The 17,681-nt window shown below is 66.3% G+C and carries 22 protein-coding genes; 13 read left to right on the top strand and 9 right to left on the bottom strand.

Annotated features, from left to right (window positions below; translation table 11 throughout):
* Window positions 1–61 precede the first annotated feature (61 nt).
* Window positions 62–664 carry a DsbA family protein gene (locus GNX95_RS41250; protein ID WP_163513594.1) on the top strand — a complete coding sequence of 201 codons (603 nt, stop codon included), beginning with the start codon at window positions 62–64 and terminating at the stop codon, window positions 662–664.
* Here GNX95_RS41250 and GNX95_RS41245 read toward each other — a convergent pair.
* Window positions 661–1,203, bottom strand: coding sequence for an MOSC domain-containing protein (locus tag GNX95_RS41245; RefSeq protein WP_163513593.1), 543 nt, complete (start codon window positions 1,201–1,203; stop codon window positions 661–663). The two genes, GNX95_RS41250 and GNX95_RS41245, sit on opposite strands and share 4 nt — an antisense overlap.
* A 153-nt stretch (window positions 1,204–1,356) precedes the next feature.
* On the opposite strand from GNX95_RS41245, the gene GNX95_RS41240 reads away from it, so the two are divergent.
* Window positions 1,357–2,112: a GH12 family glycosyl hydrolase domain-containing protein gene (locus GNX95_RS41240; RefSeq protein ID WP_163513592.1), complete on the top strand. Its 756-nt coding sequence runs from the start codon at window positions 1,357–1,359 to the stop codon at window positions 2,110–2,112.
* On the opposite strand, the gene GNX95_RS41235 is transcribed toward GNX95_RS41240, so the two are convergent.
* Window positions 2,099–3,418 carry an MFS transporter gene (locus tag GNX95_RS41235; RefSeq protein WP_163513591.1) on the bottom strand — a complete coding sequence of 440 codons (1,320 nt, stop codon included), beginning with the start codon at window positions 3,416–3,418 and terminating at the stop codon, window positions 2,099–2,101. The genes GNX95_RS41240 and GNX95_RS41235 overlap by 14 nt on opposite strands.
* Before the next feature lie 228 nt (window positions 3,419–3,646).
* Entirely contained in the window at window positions 3,647–4,645 is a 999-nt protein-coding gene (locus GNX95_RS41230) for a LacI family DNA-binding transcriptional regulator (RefSeq protein ID WP_222854315.1), read from the bottom strand.
* A 274-nt stretch (window positions 4,646–4,919) separates the two neighbouring features.
* Here GNX95_RS41230 and GNX95_RS41225 point away from each other — a divergent pair, with 274 nt between their 5' ends.
* Entirely contained in the window at window positions 4,920–5,477 is a 558-nt protein-coding gene (locus tag GNX95_RS41225; RefSeq protein WP_222854314.1) for a DinB family protein, read from the top strand.
* Here GNX95_RS41225 and GNX95_RS41220 read toward each other — a convergent pair whose 3' ends face one another.
* Complete coding sequence (locus GNX95_RS41220) at window positions 5,478–6,311, bottom strand: oxidoreductase (protein ID WP_163513590.1); 834 nt, start codon at window positions 6,309–6,311, stop codon at window positions 5,478–5,480.
* Window positions 6,312–6,374: 63 nt separating this feature from the next.
* On the opposite strand from GNX95_RS41220, the gene GNX95_RS41215 reads away from it, so the two are divergent.
* On the top strand, window positions 6,375–6,908 hold the full coding sequence (locus GNX95_RS41215; RefSeq protein WP_222854313.1) for a MarR family winged helix-turn-helix transcriptional regulator: 534 nt from the start codon (window positions 6,375–6,377) through the stop codon (window positions 6,906–6,908).
* Window positions 6,909–6,951: 43 nt separating this feature from the next.
* On the opposite strand, the gene katG is transcribed toward GNX95_RS41215, so the two are convergent.
* The 3 genes from katG to GNX95_RS41200 form a co-directional block, all read right to left on the bottom strand.
* Window positions 6,952–9,135 (bottom strand): catalase/peroxidase HPI, encoded by a 2,184-nt coding sequence (gene katG / locus GNX95_RS41210; RefSeq protein WP_163513851.1) that lies wholly within the window; start codon window positions 9,133–9,135, stop codon window positions 6,952–6,954.
* 51 nt (window positions 9,136–9,186) lie between these two features.
* Window positions 9,187–9,618, bottom strand: a complete 432-nt coding sequence (locus GNX95_RS41205; RefSeq protein ID WP_163513589.1) for a Fur family transcriptional regulator — start codon at window positions 9,616–9,618, stop codon at window positions 9,187–9,189.
* A gap of 99 nt (window positions 9,619–9,717) precedes the next feature.
* The gene (locus GNX95_RS41200; RefSeq protein WP_163513588.1) at window positions 9,718–9,960 is read right to left on the bottom strand and encodes a hypothetical protein; all 243 of its coding nucleotides are present in this window, start codon (window positions 9,958–9,960) and stop codon (window positions 9,718–9,720) included.
* Between the two features lie 517 nt (window positions 9,961–10,477).
* On the opposite strand from GNX95_RS41200, the gene GNX95_RS41195 reads away from it, so the two are divergent.
* Entirely contained in the window at window positions 10,478–10,633 is a 156-nt protein-coding gene (locus tag GNX95_RS41195; protein WP_163513587.1) for a hypothetical protein, read from the top strand.
* Entirely contained in the window at window positions 10,630–11,982 is a 1,353-nt protein-coding gene (locus GNX95_RS41190; RefSeq protein ID WP_163513586.1) for a glycosyltransferase, read from the top strand. Before GNX95_RS41195 ends, GNX95_RS41190 begins: the two co-directional genes overlap by 4 nt.
* Here the strand turns inward: GNX95_RS41190 and GNX95_RS41185 are convergent, their stop codons facing one another.
* Both GNX95_RS41185 and GNX95_RS41180 read right to left on the bottom strand, forming a co-directional pair.
* Complete coding sequence (locus GNX95_RS41185; protein ID WP_163513585.1) at window positions 11,983–13,344, bottom strand: phenylacetate--CoA ligase family protein; 1,362 nt, start codon at window positions 13,342–13,344, stop codon at window positions 11,983–11,985.
* A complete protein-coding gene (locus GNX95_RS41180; protein ID WP_163513584.1) occupies window positions 13,341–13,949 on the bottom strand; it encodes a TetR/AcrR family transcriptional regulator in 609 nt (202 codons plus the stop codon). Before GNX95_RS41180 ends, GNX95_RS41185 begins: the two co-directional genes overlap by 4 nt.
* Before the next feature lie 118 nt (window positions 13,950–14,067).
* Between GNX95_RS41180 and GNX95_RS41175 the strand changes: the two genes are divergently transcribed.
* The 7 genes from GNX95_RS41175 (at window position 14,068) to GNX95_RS41145 (ending at window position 17,679) form a co-directional block, all read left to right on the top strand.
* A complete protein-coding gene (locus GNX95_RS41175; RefSeq protein WP_187369765.1) occupies window positions 14,068–14,430 on the top strand; it encodes a DUF2089 domain-containing protein in 363 nt (120 codons plus the stop codon).
* Complete coding sequence (locus GNX95_RS41170) at window positions 14,427–14,687, top strand: hypothetical protein (protein WP_163513582.1); 261 nt, start codon at window positions 14,427–14,429, stop codon at window positions 14,685–14,687. The genes GNX95_RS41175 and GNX95_RS41170 overlap by 4 nt, the downstream gene beginning before the upstream one ends.
* An 11-nt stretch (window positions 14,688–14,698) precedes the next feature.
* Window positions 14,699–15,115, top strand: a complete 417-nt coding sequence (locus GNX95_RS41165; protein WP_163513581.1) for an SHOCT-like domain-containing protein — start codon at window positions 14,699–14,701, stop codon at window positions 15,113–15,115.
* A gap of 284 nt (window positions 15,116–15,399) precedes the next feature.
* Window positions 15,400–15,624, top strand: coding sequence for a hypothetical protein (locus tag GNX95_RS41160; protein ID WP_163513580.1), 225 nt, complete (start codon window positions 15,400–15,402; stop codon window positions 15,622–15,624).
* A complete protein-coding gene (locus GNX95_RS41155; RefSeq protein WP_163513579.1) occupies window positions 15,590–15,937 on the top strand; it encodes a helix-turn-helix domain-containing protein in 348 nt (115 codons plus the stop codon). Before GNX95_RS41160 ends, GNX95_RS41155 begins: the two co-directional genes overlap by 35 nt.
* Window positions 15,938–16,036: 99 nt before the next feature.
* Window positions 16,037–16,300: a helix-turn-helix domain-containing protein gene (locus GNX95_RS44590; RefSeq protein ID WP_222854312.1), complete on the top strand. Its 264-nt coding sequence runs from the start codon at window positions 16,037–16,039 to the stop codon at window positions 16,298–16,300.
* Between the two features lie 65 nt (window positions 16,301–16,365).
* A complete protein-coding gene (locus tag GNX95_RS41145) occupies window positions 16,366–17,679 on the top strand; it encodes a tyrosine-type recombinase/integrase (protein WP_163513578.1) in 1,314 nt (437 codons plus the stop codon).
* Window positions 17,680–17,681 lie beyond the last annotated feature (2 nt).

Here is a 17,681-nt window from a genome sequence, read left to right as displayed (position 1 = left end):
GCTCTGACCAGCCGGCCCGGTTACCATCCTAGGAACTGCTCGCCGAGATCATGGAGTCCGCATGACGGTCAAGGTGGACTTCTATTTCGACCCGGTCTGTCCGTACGCCTGGATCACCTCGCGGTGGATCCTGGAGGTGGAGAAGCAGCGTCCGGTCGACCTACGGTTCCGGGTGATGAGCCTGTCCGAGCTCAACAGCCGCCGCGACGACCTTTCCGAGGAACGGAAAGCGCGCATCCCGGAGGGTTGGGGCCCGGTGCGGGTGGCGACCGCGTTGGCGCTGCGCGAAGGTGACCAAGCCGTACGCGACTACTACACCGAGTTTGGCGTGCGCTATCACAACAACGGCATGCGCGACCGCCGCGCCGTCGTTGTCGCGGCGTTGGACGCGATCGGACATCCGGAGCTCATCGAGGCTGCCGACTCCACCGAATATGACGAAGCGCTGCGGAAAAGCCATTACGAAGGCATGGATCCGGTCGGCCTGGACGTGGGCACGCCGACCATCCATGTCGACGGCGTCGCGTTTTTCGGGCCGGTGCTCAACTCCATCCCGAAAGGCGAGGACGCGCTCACTGTTTTCGACGGCGCCGTCGCGCTCGCGCGCTTCCCCAACTTCTTCGAGTTGAAGCGTACGCGCACCGGCGAGCTCGACTTCCGCTAAACCGGACGCAGCGGCTCGTGCGGCCGCGGCGGCAGCTCGATGTCGATGCCGTCGCCCGGCCGCACGTCACCACCGGCGCGTACGACGCTCATCACGCCGGCCTTGCGGATCAGCTCGCCGGCCGCGTCGCGGCCGAGCACCGCCTTCATCAGACCACGCTGGAAATTGTCGATCTGCACGCAGGGGTTACGCAGGCCGGTCACCTCGATGATCGCGGTTTTCCCGATGTGCAAACGGGTCCCGGTCGGCAGCGCGAGCACGTCGAGGCCGCGAGTGGTGACGTTTTCCCCCAGCTCTCCGGGTTTCACATCGAATCCGCGCGGCCGCAGCTCGTCGTGCAGTTCCGAGTGGATCAGGTGCACCTGCCGCAGATTCGGTTGGCTAGGGTCCCGCGCCACCCGTGACCGGTGCCGCACGGTCACTCCCAGATGCGCGTCGCCTTCGACGCCGAGGCCTTCGAGCAGCCGGATCTGCTCGACCGCCGGCTTGCTGAAGTTGTGTCCGCCGTCGACGCTCACCGCCGTCACATACGCAGCCACCCGCGCTCCTCTCGTCCCTCTGATGATCCTCCCCCGGCATCCGCCGCTGGCAAATGCGACCGCCGTCACGCCGAAAGCGGCCCTTGTGGGGCTTTCCGGACGGTGTTAGCGTGACGGCGACCTTGGGAGCGCTCCCATGAGAGGAGTCCGACGATGGGTGTACGGATCACGCTGGTCGCGCTCGCCGTCGCGGCCAGCGCGTTGGTGGCGACACCTGCCAACGCGGCGACCACGTTGTGCGAGTCGGAGACCGCGACCGTCGCCGGCGGCGCGTACGTCGTGCAAAACAATGAGTGGAACTCGAGCGCACCGCAGTGCATCAGCACCTCCGGCGGCGCGGACTTCACGGTGACAAGCTCGTCGATGGACAGCCCCACCGGCCAGCCGCCGGCCGGCTATCCGTCGATCTTCAAGGGATGCCACTGGGGTGCCTGCACGGCCAACAGCGGCCTTCCGATCCAGGTTTCCGGCCTGAACAGCGGAAAAGTGCGGACCAGCTGGAGCACCACGCAGCCTGGCGGCAGCAACGTGTACGACGTGGCCTACGACATCTGGTTCAACCAGACTTCCTCGACCGGCGGCCAACCCGACGGCACCGAGATCATGATCTGGCTGGCACACAACGGAAACGTCGGCCCGGCCGGATCCAAGGTCGCGACCGTGACGATCGGCGGACTCACGTACGACGTGTGGTTTGGCCGGCAGGCCGGCTGGAACCTGGTCTCGTACGCGCTGACCACGCCGCGGACCTCGGTGACCGGCCTCGACCTCTACGGCGTGACGCGCGACTCGGTGAATCGTGGCTATATCCAGGATTCCTGGTGGCTGATCGACGTCGAGGCCGGGTTCGAGCTGTGGAAAGGCGGCACCGGCCTAGCCACCAACTCCTTCTCGGTCACCGTCGACTAGCCTCTCTTGGCAGCAGGAATGCGGCCGCGTGGGTGCCGGCCATCGCCAGGGTGGCGATCCCCGCGACGATCGCCACCGCGACGATCGGGTCGGCCATTGTGAAATAGACGGTGGCTAGCACGGAGATTCCCAACGCACCGCCAAACTGCTGGATGGCCGACAGTGTCCCGGATGCCGATCCGAGCTCGTGTTCGCCGACACCGGCCAGGATGACCGCGTACAAAGGCCCGAAAACCAGACCCATGCCGAAGCCGACCGTCACCAGCGACGGCGCCAAAGCCCAGAGCGGCAGATGTGGTCCGAGCGGGACGACCGTGCCAGCGAAGCCCGCTGCGCCAATCGCCACGACGGTCATACCGGCGTGCAACAACTTTCGTCTGGTCGCGCGAATCCACCGAGACGCGGTCACCGCGGCCACGATGCCCAATGGCAGCGGCGCAGTCGTCAGCGCGGCCCGCAGCGGCGACAGCCCCAACCCCAACTGCAGGAACATCCCCGCTGCGAACAGAAATCCACCAACGACGGCGAAGAAGGCCACCGCGACGACCAGACCGGCCACGAAGACGCGGTTGGTCAACAGCGTCGGCTCGACCACCGGCAGGCAGCGGGTTTTACGTTGGTGTGCGGCGAAAACTCCGAAGCCGGCCAGTCCCGCGGCGATCATGACCAGGCACCACCACGGCCAGCCCCACTCGCGGCCCTGCACCAACGGCCAGACCAACAGCGTCGACGCGACCGCGAGCACTGACACACCGGCGACGTCGAGACGCGCCACCGTGCGCACCTGCGTACGTGGCAGAAACGCCAGCGCGCCGACCATGGCCAGCAGGCCGGGCGGGACGTTGACCAGAAACACCATCCGCCAGCCCAGGCCGGCGAGGTCGGCGCCGATCAGCGCTCCGGCCAGCACCGGTCCACACACCGACGCCGCGGCCAGGGACGGCGCGAACATGCTCATCGCCAGTCCCAGTTGGCGCGCCGCGAACACCGTACGCACGATGCCGAATCCCTGTGGTATCAACAAAGCACCGAAGGCCCCCTGCACGGCACGCGCGCCGATCAGCAGGCCGGCTGACGGCGCGAGCGCGCAGGCCAGCGACGCGAGCGTGAAACCGGCCATGCCGACCAGAAACATCCGGCGCCGGCCGTGGATGTCGCCGAGCCGGCCGCCGACGACCAGCAGGACCGCGAACGGCAACGTGTATCCGGCCGACAGCCACGGCAACACCGACAGGTCGCCGCCGAGGTCCGCGCGGATCACCGGCCCGGCCGTGCCGGTCACCGTGGTGTCCACCTGGTCCATCACCGACGCACAGAGGATGACGAGTAAGGCTGGCCAACGCCAGCGAAAACCGGTGAGATGAGCAGTAGAAGACGTCATGTGTCGACCGCGGGGCACGGCAAAACTCCCTGCCACCCCTTGGCGACTGACCCTCTCTTGGGACAGCGTGTTCCCGACTCTGTGGCGCACTTCTGGGGAACAGATCAACTGAACGCGCCCACGCTACCGATCAGCTGGCGACCTGTAAAGCCGTTATGCCGAGCCCCGTACGACCAGCCGCGTCGGCAGGATCAGCGACGTGGCCGGTCGTCCGTTGACCAATGCGACCAGCATTCGCGCCATTTCCGTCCCCAGCGCGCGAATCGGCTGGTGGACGGTGGTCAGCGGCGGCGAAAGGTGCAGCGCCGCCGGTCGGTCGTCGAATCCGACCACGGCGACATCCTCCGGGACGCGCCGGCCGTTCGCGGCGAGTACGCGCATCGCCGCGGCCGCCATCGCGTCGGCGGCGGCGAAAACGGCGTCGAGATCGGGAAACCTCTCCAGCAGCTCGGCCATCGCCGCGCTTGCGCTGGCTTCGCTGAAATCCCCGTACGCGACGCGGTGGTCCTCCAGCCGTGCTTCGCCGAGCGCGTCACGGAATCCGTTGAAGCGGGCCACGGCGGCGTCCATGTCCTGTGGACCGGTGATGGTGGCGATCCGCCGCCGGCCGGTGCGTACGAGGTGCGCCACGGCCTGCCGCGCGCCGCCTCGGTTGTCCGCGTCGACGTAGTGGTCCGGCTCGATCCCCAGCGGCTTGCCACCGAAGACGATCGGGATGTCGGCGTGCTCGACCAGCGAATAGAGCGGGTCGTTTCCATGCAACGACAACAACATCACGCCGTCGACACGGCGCGAGCTCAGTCGCCGGCTGAGCCGGTCGCGGGCCGCTTGTGACGTGCCGAGCACCAGCGTCAACTCCAGGTCGGCCTCTGCCAGCACCTCGTCGATCCCCAGGATCACCTCGGAAAAGAACGGATGGTCGCTGAACAGCCGCGGATCCACGTTGGAAATCGCCAGCGCGACCGTGTCGTTTCGCTGTGTCACAAGAGATCGGGCGGCCCGGCTCGGCACATATCGCAGCTCGTCGACCGCGCGCAGCACCTTTTCCCGGGCGTCCGCGCTGACGTGCGCGGCGCCGTTGATCACTCGCGAGGCGGTGCCGCGGGACACCCCGGCCCGCAGCGCGACCTCCTCGATCGTCGGTCGTCCCACCAGCACACCTTAGCGCTCATCCTGGGAGCGCTCACACCGCCTTGACGGCGTAATCACTCGGTGTCAAACGTAGAGTGGCACGCGCGCCTCACCTAAATTGTCAGCCACACCAGCACCACCCTGGCCGCTGCTGGACATTCGCAAGGCCCCTACGTGCGCGGCCGCGCGGATCCTGGTGACCGCCTCGGCGACCGCGTCGGTCACCGGCGGCGACGACCTGACCGCGCCGGAAAATCGCTGCTGTTCTGGTCGACGGACTGCGATAATCCGCCGCATGCCTGACAATACGCCGACGCGGTCCTTCGGCTGGTGGGACATGTGGACCTCGCCGGAGAAAGATCCACGCGAGCGGGGCGACATCCACAACGACGAGCGGTCGGTGCTCGTACGCTATCTGCGCGACCGGCGGTTGACCTTCGAGATGAAATGCGACGGTCTGGACGCCGAGCAGCTGGCTCGCCGCTCGGTCGAGCCGTCCAACCTGTCGCTGCTCGGCCTGCTGCGCCACCTCGCCGACGTCGAGCGGTTCTGGTTCCGGATTTTCCTGGCTGGCGAGGACGTCTCACGGCGCTATCGCGGCGACGACGCGCCAAACGGTGAGTTCGACGGTGCCGTCGCCGACCCGGCCGTCGTCGCCGAGGCCTGGCAGAGCTGGCGTGCCGAGATCGCCTTCGCGGAGAAGTTCGTCGACGACACCGATCTGGGTTTTCTCGGGAAAGACGGCAAAACCGCGCTGCGCGAGGTGGTCGTGCACATGATCGAGGAATACGCGCGGCACAACGGACATGCCGACTTCCTGCGCGAGCGCATCGACGGCCGGGTCGGCCAGTGATCAGAAGCGAGTGTCCAGCGACACGGCCTCCCACTCCTGCAGGTCGGCCAGCTGTTTGGTCAGCTTTTCCCTGATCCGGCCGACCGCCTCCGGTCCGAGCGGCAGCCGCAGCGGCCCGTCCGGCGTGTTCACCAACCGTACGATGGCCGCGGCCGCCTTCACCGGATCGTTTGGCTGGTTTCCGTCGTTACGCGCGAAATTCTGCCGCACGATGCCGGCGGCGGTGTCCTGGTAGTCGGCGATCGGCTCGGCGAAAGCCATGGAACGACCGAGAAAGTCGGTGCGGAACGGCCCCGGCTCGATGATGCTGACCCGGATGCCGAGCGGCGCGACCTCGCCCGCGAGCGCCTCCGACATGCCTTCCAGCGCGAACTTCGAGGTGTTGTAGATCGCGTGGCCAGGATTTGCGACCACACCGCCGACCGACGACATCTGCACGATGTGTCCCCGCCGCCGCTCGCGCATGTGCGGCAACACGGCACGAGTCACCGCCAACACACCGAAAACGTTGGTCTCCAACACCGAACGCGTTTGTTCGTCGGACAACTCCTCGGCCGCGCCGATCAGGCCGTGGCCGGCGTTGTTGACGAGCACGTCTATCTGTCCGTACGCGGAAATGGCCGACTCGACCGCCGCGGCGATCGACGCGCTGTCGGTGACATCGAGCCGCGCGGCATGGACCTGGCCGGCCGCCTTGTCGGCCAGATCCTTGACACTGTCGACATCCCGCGCGGTCGCGACCACCCGGTCGCCGCTCGCGACGACCGCCTCGGCGAGCGCCCGGCCGAGACCGGTGCTCGTGCCGGTGATCAACCAGACCTTCGGTTCGCTCATCCCTGACTCTCCCTGATATCTTGATACTCAAATCAATATAGCTTGAGTATCAAGGGAGTGCGAGTGGCTGACTCGGTCGACGCGGAGCTGGACGCCTGGATCGCGGCCATGCCGGCCGGGGTCGACCCGCAGGTCGAGGCCGCGCGGCAGCGGATCGCCCGGATCGGCCGCCAGTTCGAGCACGTGCTCCGGCAGGCGGCGGCCGCGTACGAGCTGACCACCGGCGACTGGCAGGCCCTCTCGGTGCTGCACCGTTCTGGCCGGCCGCATGTGCTCACACCGAAAGAGCTGACCGACCGGCTCGGGGTCACCTCCGGCACCATCAGCGTGCGGCTGGACCGGCTGGAGCGTGCCGGGTTGGTCGAGCGGATCGCGGCCGCCGACGGCCGCAGCCGGCCGGTGCGGCTGACCAGGAAAGGTCACCGGAAATGGAGCGCGGCGACCAAGCGGCGGACCGACTCCGAGCACGAGATTTTCTCTTCAGCGCTGGCTGATGCGGAGCTGGCCGCGCTGAATCCGTTGCTGCGCAAGGTGTTGGCGCGGTTCGAGGAGGAGTTCGGCCCGGCCGCCAAGACCGACACGCTTCGTACGGACTGAAAGGCCGGCCGGGACAACGCCCGGCCGGCCCTTTGCCGGAAGATCAGACCAGGTCGAAGCGGTCGAGGTTCATGACCTTGACCCACGCGGCGGCGAAGTCGTTGGCAAACTTCTCCTTCGCGTCGTCGCTGGCGTAGACCTCGGCGACGGCCCGCAGCTCGGAGTTGGACCCGAAGATCAGGTCGACCCGGCTGCCGGTCCACTTGACCTCACCGGTGGTGCGGTCGCGGCCTTCGAAGGACTCGGCGTCCTCGGACGTCGGCTTCCATTCCGTACGCATGTCGAGCAGGTTGACGAAGAAGTCGTTGGTCAGCGACTCCGGCGTCGAGGTGAACACACCCTGCTTGGACTGGCCGAAGTTGGCGCCGAGTACGCGCAGGCCGCCGACCAGCACGGTCATCTCCGGCGCGGTCAGGGTGAGCAGGTTGGCCCGGTCGAGCAGCAGGTATTCCGACGGCAGCCGGTGACCCTTGCCGCGATAGTTGCGGAAACCGTCGGCGGTGGGCTCCAGCGGCGCGAAGGACTCGACGTCGGTCTGCTCCTGCGACGCGTCCGTACGGCCAGGGGTGAACGGCACCTGGATGTCCAGGCCGGCGTTCCTCGCCGCCTTCTCCACCGCGGCGGTGCCGCCGAGGACGATCAGGTCAGCGAGCGAGACCTTCTTTCCGAAGGACTCCTTGATGCCTTCGAGCGTACGCAGGACGGTCGCCAGGGTGTCCGGCTCGTTGACCTCCCAGTCGCGCTGCGGCTCGAGCCGGATGCGCGCGCCGTTGGCACCGCCGCGCTTGTCACTGCCGCGGAACGTCGACGCGGAAGCCCACGCCACCGACACCAGCTGCGAGACCGACAGGCCGGAGTCGAGGATCGTGGCCTTGAGCGCGGCGATGTCCTCGTCGCCGATCAGCTCGTGGTCGACCGCCGGCACCGGGTCCTGCCAGATCAGCTCCTCCTGCGGCACCAGCGGGCCGAGGTAGCGCTGGATCGGGCCCATGTCGCGGTGCGTCAGCTTGAACCAGGCACGCGCGAAGGCGTCGGCGAACTCGTCCGGGTTTTCCAGGAACCGCCGCGCGATCGGCTCGTAGATCGGGTCGAAGCGCAGCGCCAGGTCGGTCGTCAGCATTGTCGGCGGCCGGGTCAGCTCGCCGGTCTCCGGGTCGGGGATGGTGTTGGCGCCGGCGCCGCCCTTGGCCACCCACTGGCTCGCGCCGGCCGGGCTGTGGTCGAGCTCCCACTCGTACTTGAACAGGTTCTCCAGGAAGCCGTTGCCCCACCGCGTCGGCGTGGAGGTCCAGGTGACCTCCAGGCCGCTGGTGATCGCGTCCCGGCCCTTGCCGCTGTTGAAACTGTTCTTCCAGCCCAGGCCCTGCTCCTCGATCGGCGCACCCTCCGGCTCGGCGCCGACATAGCGGTCGGGGTCGGCGGCACCGTGCGTCTTGCCGAAGGTGTGGCCGCCGGCGATCAGCGCCAGCGTCTCCTCGTCGTTCATCGCCATCCGGCGGAAAGTCTCGCGGATGTCGCGCGCCGCGGCCAGCGGGTCCGGGTTGCCGTTGGGGCCTTCCGGGTTGACGTAGATCAGGCCCATCTGTACGGCGCCGAGCGGCTTTTCCAGGTCACGGTCGCCGGTGTAGCGCTCGTCGCCGAGCCACGTACGCTCCGGACCCCAGTAGACGTCCTCGTCCGGCTCCCACGCGTCGACGCGGCCGCCGGCGAAGCCGAAGGTCTTGAAACCCATCGTCTCCAGCGCGCGGTTGCCGGCGAAGATCAGCAGGTCGGCCCACGAGATCTTCCTGCCGTACTTCTGCTTGACCGGCCACAGCAGCCGGCGCGCCTTGTCCAGGTTTCCGTTGTCCGGCCAGCTGTTCAGCGGCGCGAACCGCTGCATGCCGGCGCCGGCCCCGCCGCGGCCGTCGTCGATCCGGTACGTGCCGGCGCTGTGCCAGGCCATCCGGATCATCAGGCCGCCGTAGTGGCCGAAGTCGGCCGGCCACCAGTCCTGCGAGGTGGTCAGCACCTCGTCGACGTCACGCGCGAGAGCGTCGAGGTCGAGCGTCTTGAACTCGGCCGCGTAGTCGAAGTCGGCACCCATGGGGTTGGACGCCGGCGAGTGCTTACGCAGGATGGCGAGGTTGAGCCGGTTGGGCCACCAGTCACGGTTGCTTCCGCCTTCGGTGGGATGGCTGAAGCGTCCGGTCGATACGGGACAGCCACCCGCGCTCTCCACGTTCATCTCGCCGACTTCTGCGTCGGGTTTGTCAGACACGACTTTCCTTCCGGTTGCTCAGGAACTGCGGGTTGGCAGACAGTTGGGACACAGGCCCCAGTAGATGACTTCGGCTTCGTCGATCCGGAAGCCGTGGTCGTCGGAGGCGGTCAGGCAGGGAGCCCCGCCGACCGCGCAGTCCACGTCGGCGACCGCACCACACGATCGGCACACGATGTGGTGGTGATTGTCGCCGACCCGGGACTCGTAACGCGCGACGGAGTGCGCCGGCTGGATGCGCCGCAGCAGGCCGGCGTTGGTCAGCGCCCGGAGCACGTCGTAGATGGCCTGGTGAGAGACCTCACCGAGGTCGTCTCGTACGTATCCGATGATCGAGTCGGTGTCGGCGTGCGGATGCGCGTAGACCGCCGCCAGCACGGCCACCCGCGGCCGGGTCACCCGCAGCGAGGCCTCGCGCAGCAGGCGTTCGTACTCGGCCGTGGTGGTCACAACCGGTAAGTGTGGACCCTTTTCTTGAATGAATCAAGATCTGACGCGCATGCCAAAGTGGCGCTTGAGCGATCAAGCGCCACCCTCTTGGACGTTTGGTCAGAGACCGCTGCTGGCGTTGCCGGCGTAGCGGCGCGCGCTGGCCTCGACGGCGAGCTCGTTGGCGGACGTGCTGCGCAGGGCCGCGAGCTCGATGGAGGCCTCGCTGGCGGAGTCGGCCGCCGGAGTCGGGTCGCCGTAGCGGCCGTCGTACTGGCTCAGCCGCGGCGACCGCAGGTCGATCTCGAGGTCGACCCCGAGGTCTCGGTCGGACCGCCGATGCCTGCCGTTCCGGCTGGTCATGACTTAACCCCTTCCGTGCAGATTAGTCCTGTTTTCCCATGATACGCGGAGATTAGACTGGTGGCCAGTCGTTCAGGGCGGCCGAGGATCCAGGCGGAGGCGGCCCGGCGATGTCACGCGTGGCCGGTCGTACGCACTACTCAGTCGGCTGATGCCACTCATGACACAGGTCACGCCGCGACTCGGCGTTTACCAAACGTCAGCAAACGTGTAAGGCAAATGGCAAAAACCTGCCAGCGACGGCTCGATCGGCAGATGAATTTCCGCTGACCGCTTCGTTCAGGTTTGGCATTAATTCTCATCGACTTGTTAGTAACGGCCGCCGCATTTCGTACGTGACCGGACAAAAACGGTCACTACCTATACCTAGGTAAACAGGTTGTCGCACTTTACGGATCATTGCCGTGGTTGCGAACGACAAGTACCTTTCGGCGGTGAAGCGCACGCTCTAACCGATTAATACGTTCTGTTGCCGGTCGGCGACAGACGATACTTTTCGTCCACGGGAGGGTCTTTCGTGCCGCTCGCCGCGACCACCACCGCAACCGTGCAGGCCGTCCAGTTGGCCGACGGTCTCGCCTCCGCCATGCCGTTGCTCGCCATCGCCGCCGTGACGCTGGTCGGCACCGGACTGGTGCTGATCCAGATCGGACGGAAGCGAGGAGTTCGGTGAGTCGACGCGCCTTACACCGCGCTCACCGCCGCAATCTCCTGCCGTTACTCGTCTTTGGCCTGCTGGCCGGCCTGACCGCCGTGCACTGGCTGGTCACCGGCGCGCACAACCTGTCGGCGTACGGCCTGATCGTGATGACCTTCCTCGGCGTGAAGCTGGTGATGTCGGCCGACCACCGGCCGGCCACCGCGACCGCGGAACAGCGTGCCGAGCTGCGAAAAGCGACCTGGGTCGCGGTCGTTCCGTTCTACAACGAGGATCCGGCGATGCTGGAGCGCTGTTTGCGTTCGCTGGCCGAGCAAACCGAGCCGCCGTCCGCGGTGGTCGCGGTCGACGACGGCTCCAGCAGCCAGGACGGCTTTCAGCGCGCGTTGGACTGGACGGCCGCGATGGCCGCCGCCGGCATCAAGTACGAGGTGCACCAACAGCCTGTCAACAAAGGAAAACGCGAGGCGCTGGCGTACGGCTTCGGCCGGCATCCGGAGGCCGACTTCTTCGTCTGCGTCGACTCCGACACGCTGCTCGCGCCGGACGCGCTGGCACAGGCGAGGCTGCCGTTCGCCGACCCGAGGGTGACCGGCATGACCGGCCTGGTGCTGGCCAGCAACCGCCGCCGCAACGTGTTGACCGCGCTCATCGACCTGCGTTACGCGGCCGCGTTCCTGGCCGAACGCGCCGCGTACAGCCGGTTGGGGTCGGTGTTGTGTTGCTGCGGCAGCCTGTCGGCCTATCGAGGCTGGGTCGTACGCAAATATCTCAACGACTTTCTCAACCAGCGTTTTCTCGGCCAGCCAGCGGTTTTCGGCGACGATCGGCGGCTGACCAACTACGCGTTGCTGGAGGGCCGGGTCAAGCTGCAGGAGTCGGCGGTCGCCTGGACCGCCGTGCCGGAACGCGTCGGACACTATGTGCGCCAACAAATCCGCTGGAACAAGTCCTTCTGGCGCGAGTCGATCTGGGCCATCACCCACCTGACACCGGCGCGGCCGGCGATGTGGCTGTCGGCCATCGAGCTGGCGAGCTGGGTCCTGTTCACCGCCATGCTGCTGTCCGCCCTCACCGTGGTGCCACTGCAGACCGGCCGTACGGCGCTGGTGTGGACCTACATCGTCTACATCGCGGTCCTCGCGTATGCGCGATCGGTGCGATACTGGCAAACTCCGAGCATGCCGGGCGAGCGATTCAGCCGCACCGAGCGGCTGGGGACCTTCCTGGTGGCGCCGCTGTACGGCCTGATGCACATCGTCGTGCTGCTGCCGCTGCGGCTTTATTCGTTGTGCACACTGCGAAAAGGCAGCTGGGGCACGCGCAAGAAGGTCGAGGTGTCGCTCGGCACCAGCGGCGGCTGATCAGGCCTTGGCGAGCGGGATGATCCGGCGCACCTTGCCGCTGCTCGCCTGCTCCGGCTCCTCGTCGCCGTGCTCCAGCGCCACCCCGGCGACGCGCTGTTCGGCCAGCAGCCGAGCCAGTTTCTGGCATACCGCCCGCCACACCTGGTCGCTGTCGGCGCCGGCCACCGGCCGCAACCGTACGCGCAGCCGGTCCGGCGCGGTCTGCACCAGCTGATAGCGTTCGACGCCGGCCACGCCGTCGAGCAGTACGCCGAAAAGCATCGGTGACAGGCCAATCGATCCGCCGCCGGCAGCCGGCAGCGTGACCAGATCGGCGGCCCTGCCCTGCACCTGGACGGCCGGCAGCGGACTGCCGCACTCGCACCGGTCGGGCCGTACGACCATACTGTCGCCGAGGTCATAGCGCAGGATCGGCTGCGCGCGGTTGGCCAGGTTGCTGATCAGCACGGTGTGCGACGGCTCCCCCGGCGGCACCGGCCGGTGGTCGGCGTCGACCGGCTCGACGACGACCCAGTCGGCGTTGACGTGATACCACCCGTGCGGACAACTGAGCGCCAGCAACGAACACTCGGTCGCCATGTACGCCGGCCGGACGGTCGCGCCGAAGGTGGTGGCGAGCCGCTGACGCGCCTCGGTGGTGACGGTCTCGCCGCCAGGCATCAGCACCGCCGGACGGATCCGCAGCCGGCCGGCCTCCTGCTCACCGGCGAGCGTCGTGAGCAGGGTCAGGAAACCGGCGACGCTGGCCGGGTCGTAGTCGTTGAGGCCGGCAACCAGCTCCGGCAGCGGCTGGTCGATCGAGAAGACCTTCATGATCCGGCCGAGACGCGGATGGTCGAGGCGAAACCGTGCGACCGACGCGGCGGAGTAGTAATGGCCGCCGGTCGCCGCGATGACCGCCGTACGTCCGGCATGCGTCAGCACGCGCAGCGCTCCGCCGAGTCCCAGGTCGTTGGTTGCCCGCGATCCAAGCGCGAGATGCACGCGCGCGTACTCACCGTCGCTGAGGAACAGGCCGCGTACGCCGGTGGTGCCGGACGTGCTGGCGACCAGGTATTTGCCAAGGAAACGCTGGCCAACCAGCTCGGGATCGGCGATGAACGCCTCGACCCTTTCTCGCGTGACCTCGCGATCGGTCGACCAGTCGTCGAAATGCGCCATCAGGATTTTCTTGTCCACCACCGGAAGCAGCGTCACGTCCTCGACGTTTTCCGGCAGGCCGCGGTAGAGATCGCGATAGAACGGCGAGTTTTGGCGCGCGTACGCGACGATCTCGGCCAACCTGGTGCGCTGTCGCCGCGCGATCCCGTCGGGGCCCTCGCGCAGAGCCCGCCGCGCGTCGCGAGCGAGGTCGCTCATGGTTTTCCCTTTCCGTTGCCCGTGTTCATGAGGCCGTGCAGGGCGATGTCGCGAGCGCGCCGGGTCGCGTCGCGTACCTCCTGGCGAGACCGGCCGCGCTGGATGGCCACCAACGCGGCCTGGTAGAGCGCGCCGACCAGCGACCCGGTCATCGCGGCCGCGGTCACCTCGTCGAGCTCCGGAAACTCCGCGGCCAACGCGTCGGCGAGGCGGCGCTGGAGGTCGTGCAGCAGTGACTGCAGCTTTGCCTGCAACGCCGGTGTGGTCAGGATCAGCCGGGACAGCGCCGCCTGCCCGGCCGGATCCGGTGCCGGCCGAGCCGGCACGAACCGCTCGTCGTAGCCGTCGATGACGCGGACCAGCCACTCACCCGGCGTCTCGTCGGGCTCGCGCACGACCAGCGGGTCGTCGTACGCGTCGGCGGCGAAGACGACCTCATCCTTGCTGCCGAAGTAGTTGAAGAACGTCTTCGGGTCGACGTCTGCCGCGGCTGCGATCTGCGCCACCGTCGTCTCGTCGTAGCCCTGCCGGAGAAACAGCGCGATCGCCGCGTCGGCGATCTTCTGCCTGGTCAACAGCTTCTTGCGGGCTCGCCGCGAGTCCATCGACACCTCCCGAGAACTTCCAGTCAATAGAATAATCCAGAGTGCGAAAATAAGCGACTTCAATATTTTCAAGATCGACATCTTGAAAATTAAGATCTGATGGCGTACAACTTTGGATATGGACTGGAAGGAACTCACGAACCTGACCCGCGGTCAGCCGTTCGTCGTGGAGCGCGTGCGGCTGGCCGGCAACGGCGTCGCGATAGAAGGCGAGTTCGAGCTGCCGCAGCTGGCTCAGCTCAACGTCGAGGACCAGGTCTTCGTCACCGCGTTCGTACGGTCGCACGGCTCGATCAAGGAGATGGAACGGATCTTCGGGGTGAGCTATCCGACGATCAAGTCGCGGCTCAACCGGATCGGCCAGCAACTCGACTTCGTCGAGACCGATCCGGCGCCCTCACAGGCCGACGTCGTCGCCCGGCTGCGCCGCGGCGAGCTCACCGCGCAGCAGGCACTGTCGGAGTTGGAGGGTCGCTCATGATGCCGCAACTGGTGACCGTACGCGTCAAACGGCGCACCGGTCGACCGATCCGGATCTGGGTCCCGGTCGTGCCGGTGGTCCTGGTGTTCGCACCGATCGTGGTCCTGGCCGTGCTGGTGGCGGCCGTGGCCTGCGTCATCTACCGCGTCAGCGTGCTGCGTGCTCTGGGCACCGGCTGGCGTTTCGTCTCGGCGTTGCCCGGCACGCAGTTTGCCATGGAGCAGGACGGCACCGCCGTGGTCACAACCATCAGATAGGAGAGATTTCGATGACCGAACAACGTAAAGACATCCTCGACATGCTCGCCGAAGGCAAGCTCACCGCGACCGAGGCCGACCAGCTCATCGCCGCGCTCGAGCGCGACCAGCCGCCGGCCGCCGTCGACACGGTGACCAAGGCCAGAGCCAAGTATCTACGGGTGGTCGTGGACAACATCGACAACGGCGAACCCGGCCGGGTCAACATCCGCGTACCACTGCAGCTGCTGCGCGCCGGCGTACGACTGGCGGCGCTGGTGCCGCCACAGGCGCTGGAGCAGGCCAACGCGGGGCTGGTGAAGTCGGGCGTACCGATGGACCTGACGCAGCTCAAGCCGGAGCAGCTTGAGGACCTGGTGGAACATCTCGACGACGTGACCGTGGAGGTCGACCAGCCCGATGCCAAGGTGCGGATCTTCTGCGAGTGATCCTCAAGAGGGTGCTGCGAACACCCTCTCGAGAACACCACTGAACTGCCACTTTCGAGTCTAGCCACATACAGGAGGGGCCGCTCGCACGAGCGGCCCCTTCGCTGAGTCTGGTGCCGCGCGTGCGGAGACTGCTGGCCCTGCGATGTCCGCGCAAGCGCCGAAGCGGTACTGGCGGCGGCCGGGATCAATCCGCGGTCGTTGGACGACCAGCCGAGACGACCCACTCCACCGGGTCAGCGATACGCGCCGGCTGACCTGCGGACCTTCGTGGCGGCGGCGCGGTGAGCGTCATCGGCGAAATGGTGGCGTTACGCCGCCAAATCGTGCAGGCACGCCTGGACGCCACGCAGGAACTCCACGCCGCACGCACGAGAGGGGATCAACGGCGGGTCGATCACCTGACCGGCAAGGCACTGGCGTTCCAAACGATCATCGACATAACCCACCAGCTCGGCCCCGACAACGGGGTGAATGCACCGCGCGGCAGGCCGGCAAACCGGCTCTGACCTGCGGGAATGGGTGGAGCTTGTAGGGGCTTACTCCAACCACCCGGACCTCGCAAACACCCTGGTCAGCACGGCGCAGCAACTCCATGAGGCCCAAGCTCGACAGGGCATGGATGCACCCACCGTCAGCTCGACTGGCCGGAGTCCCCAGCTATGGCGCGTCGCTGACCGCCTCAACGAGGATGAGATACGGCTGCTCATCGCAGCCTTCATGGCGGGCACACCCAAGGTGCAACTCGCCAAGCAGTACGGCATATCGCTCAGTAGCGTCAAGCGCCTGCTGCGCAAACACCGCGAGTCACTAGCTAGCTGATACCGACTTCCCTTGGCCGTGGTCACCACACGACGGTGGTCACGCCAAGGGAGGGCAGTAGCTCTCCTAAACATCAACCGAACAGAGAGGAGGTGATCTATGTTCACTGCTGTAACAGCGACACACCAGCCGCAGTGGTTCTGGCGAGCGGCAGCTCGCAGCATGCGGGAGCCGGAGCCTGGCCCCGAGCTGGTGCTGACCGTGGCCGAAGCATGCCGTGCGTTACGAATCAGCCGGTGGAGTCTCTACCAGCTCATCCGGACACAGCAACTCTCAACCGTCACAATTGGCCGGCGCAGACTGATCCCGGTAGCTGCGCTCCATGAGTTCATCGCGCAGTCGCGCACCGGAGACATCTCCTAATGGCACGACGAGCAAACGGGGAGGGATCAATCTCCAAGCGGGCAGATGGCCGCTACGAAGCCGCCATGACCCTACTTCTGTCGAACGGTATCCGGGAAAGAATCCGCGTCTACGGCCGAACACGACAAGAAGCTCGTGACAAGCTCGACAAGAAGGTAGAGGCAGCTCGACAAGGGATCTTGCTGGCTGAGCGAGGCTGGAAAGTGGGCTCTTACCTGAACTACTGGCTGGAGCGGGAAAAGCGCCGACCACTCACCCGACAACGACATGAGTCGATTTCCCGTCTCTACCTCAACCCAGGTCTTGGGCGTTATCGACTCGATGGCCTGACAGTACGGATCGTGCAGGAATTTTTCGACAAGCTGCATGCGACCGGAACCAGCATTGCCACAATTCATCAGATACGTAAGGTGCTGAGCGCGGCTTTGACCTACGCTATGCGCCAGGAATTACTGCTGCGCAACGTCGCCCGGCTGGTTGAGCTGCCCCGCTATCGACCAGGAGAAGCCGCCTATTGGACACCTGACGAGACAAGCCGCTTTCTCGAAGCTGCTCGTCCTGATCCTCTCTTTCCTGCCTTCGTGCTGCTGGCACTGTACGGCCTACGCCGCGGTGAGGTGCTTGGTCTCAGGTGGTGCGACGTGGACTTTGACCGCGCCATCCTCCGTATCCGCCAGCAGATACAACGCATAGGTGGCCAGCTGCGCCAAGTCGAACTCAAAACCGACTCCAGTGAACGGGATGAACCGTTGTTGGCAACAGCACGTGCGGCCCTGCTACAGCAACGTGCGGCTCAAGCCGTGTGTCGGGCCGAGGTTGGACCCGATTGGCAAGGCACTGGCCGTGACGACGAACTGGTCTTTACGACGCGGACGGGCCGGCCGCTTGAGTCGCATAATCTGGCTCGGTCGTTCCTGCGGATCTGCAAGCAGCAGCATGGGTTGCGACGTATCACGTTGCATGGACTACGACACAGCAATGCGACCGCGCAGAAGAATCTGGATGTGCATGCCCGTGACATCCAAGCCATCTTGGGACATGGTGACATTCGGACGACTGGCATCTACCAGCACGTTGACTTAGACAGCAAACAAAAAGCCCTCGAAATGGTCGAGGGCCGGTTGTTTGCGCGTGGCACTGGCAGCGTACGTTGCCGGCAATTCTACCGGCAGAGGCATCAAATCGTTGTTGGCAATACCACAAATAACAGTGGTGGCTCCTCCCAGACTCGAACTGGGGACACAAGGCTCTTCAGGACATTCCCGAAGGGTGAAACTGGACGATTTACAGAGGTCAATTTGTTGTCAAATGAGCGTCGATGGCAGTGGTTGTTAGGCTGCGTTGCCGTCAATTTTGCCGTCAATTTGCCGAACCGCTAAGG

This window comes from Fodinicola acaciae, assembly GCF_010993745.1.
GTDB classification, from domain to species: domain Bacteria; phylum Actinomycetota; class Actinomycetes; order Mycobacteriales; family HKI-0501; genus Fodinicola; species Fodinicola acaciae.
The sequence above is the reverse complement of the archived record's forward strand: the minus strand, read 5'-3'. Positions and strand labels throughout refer to the sequence as shown.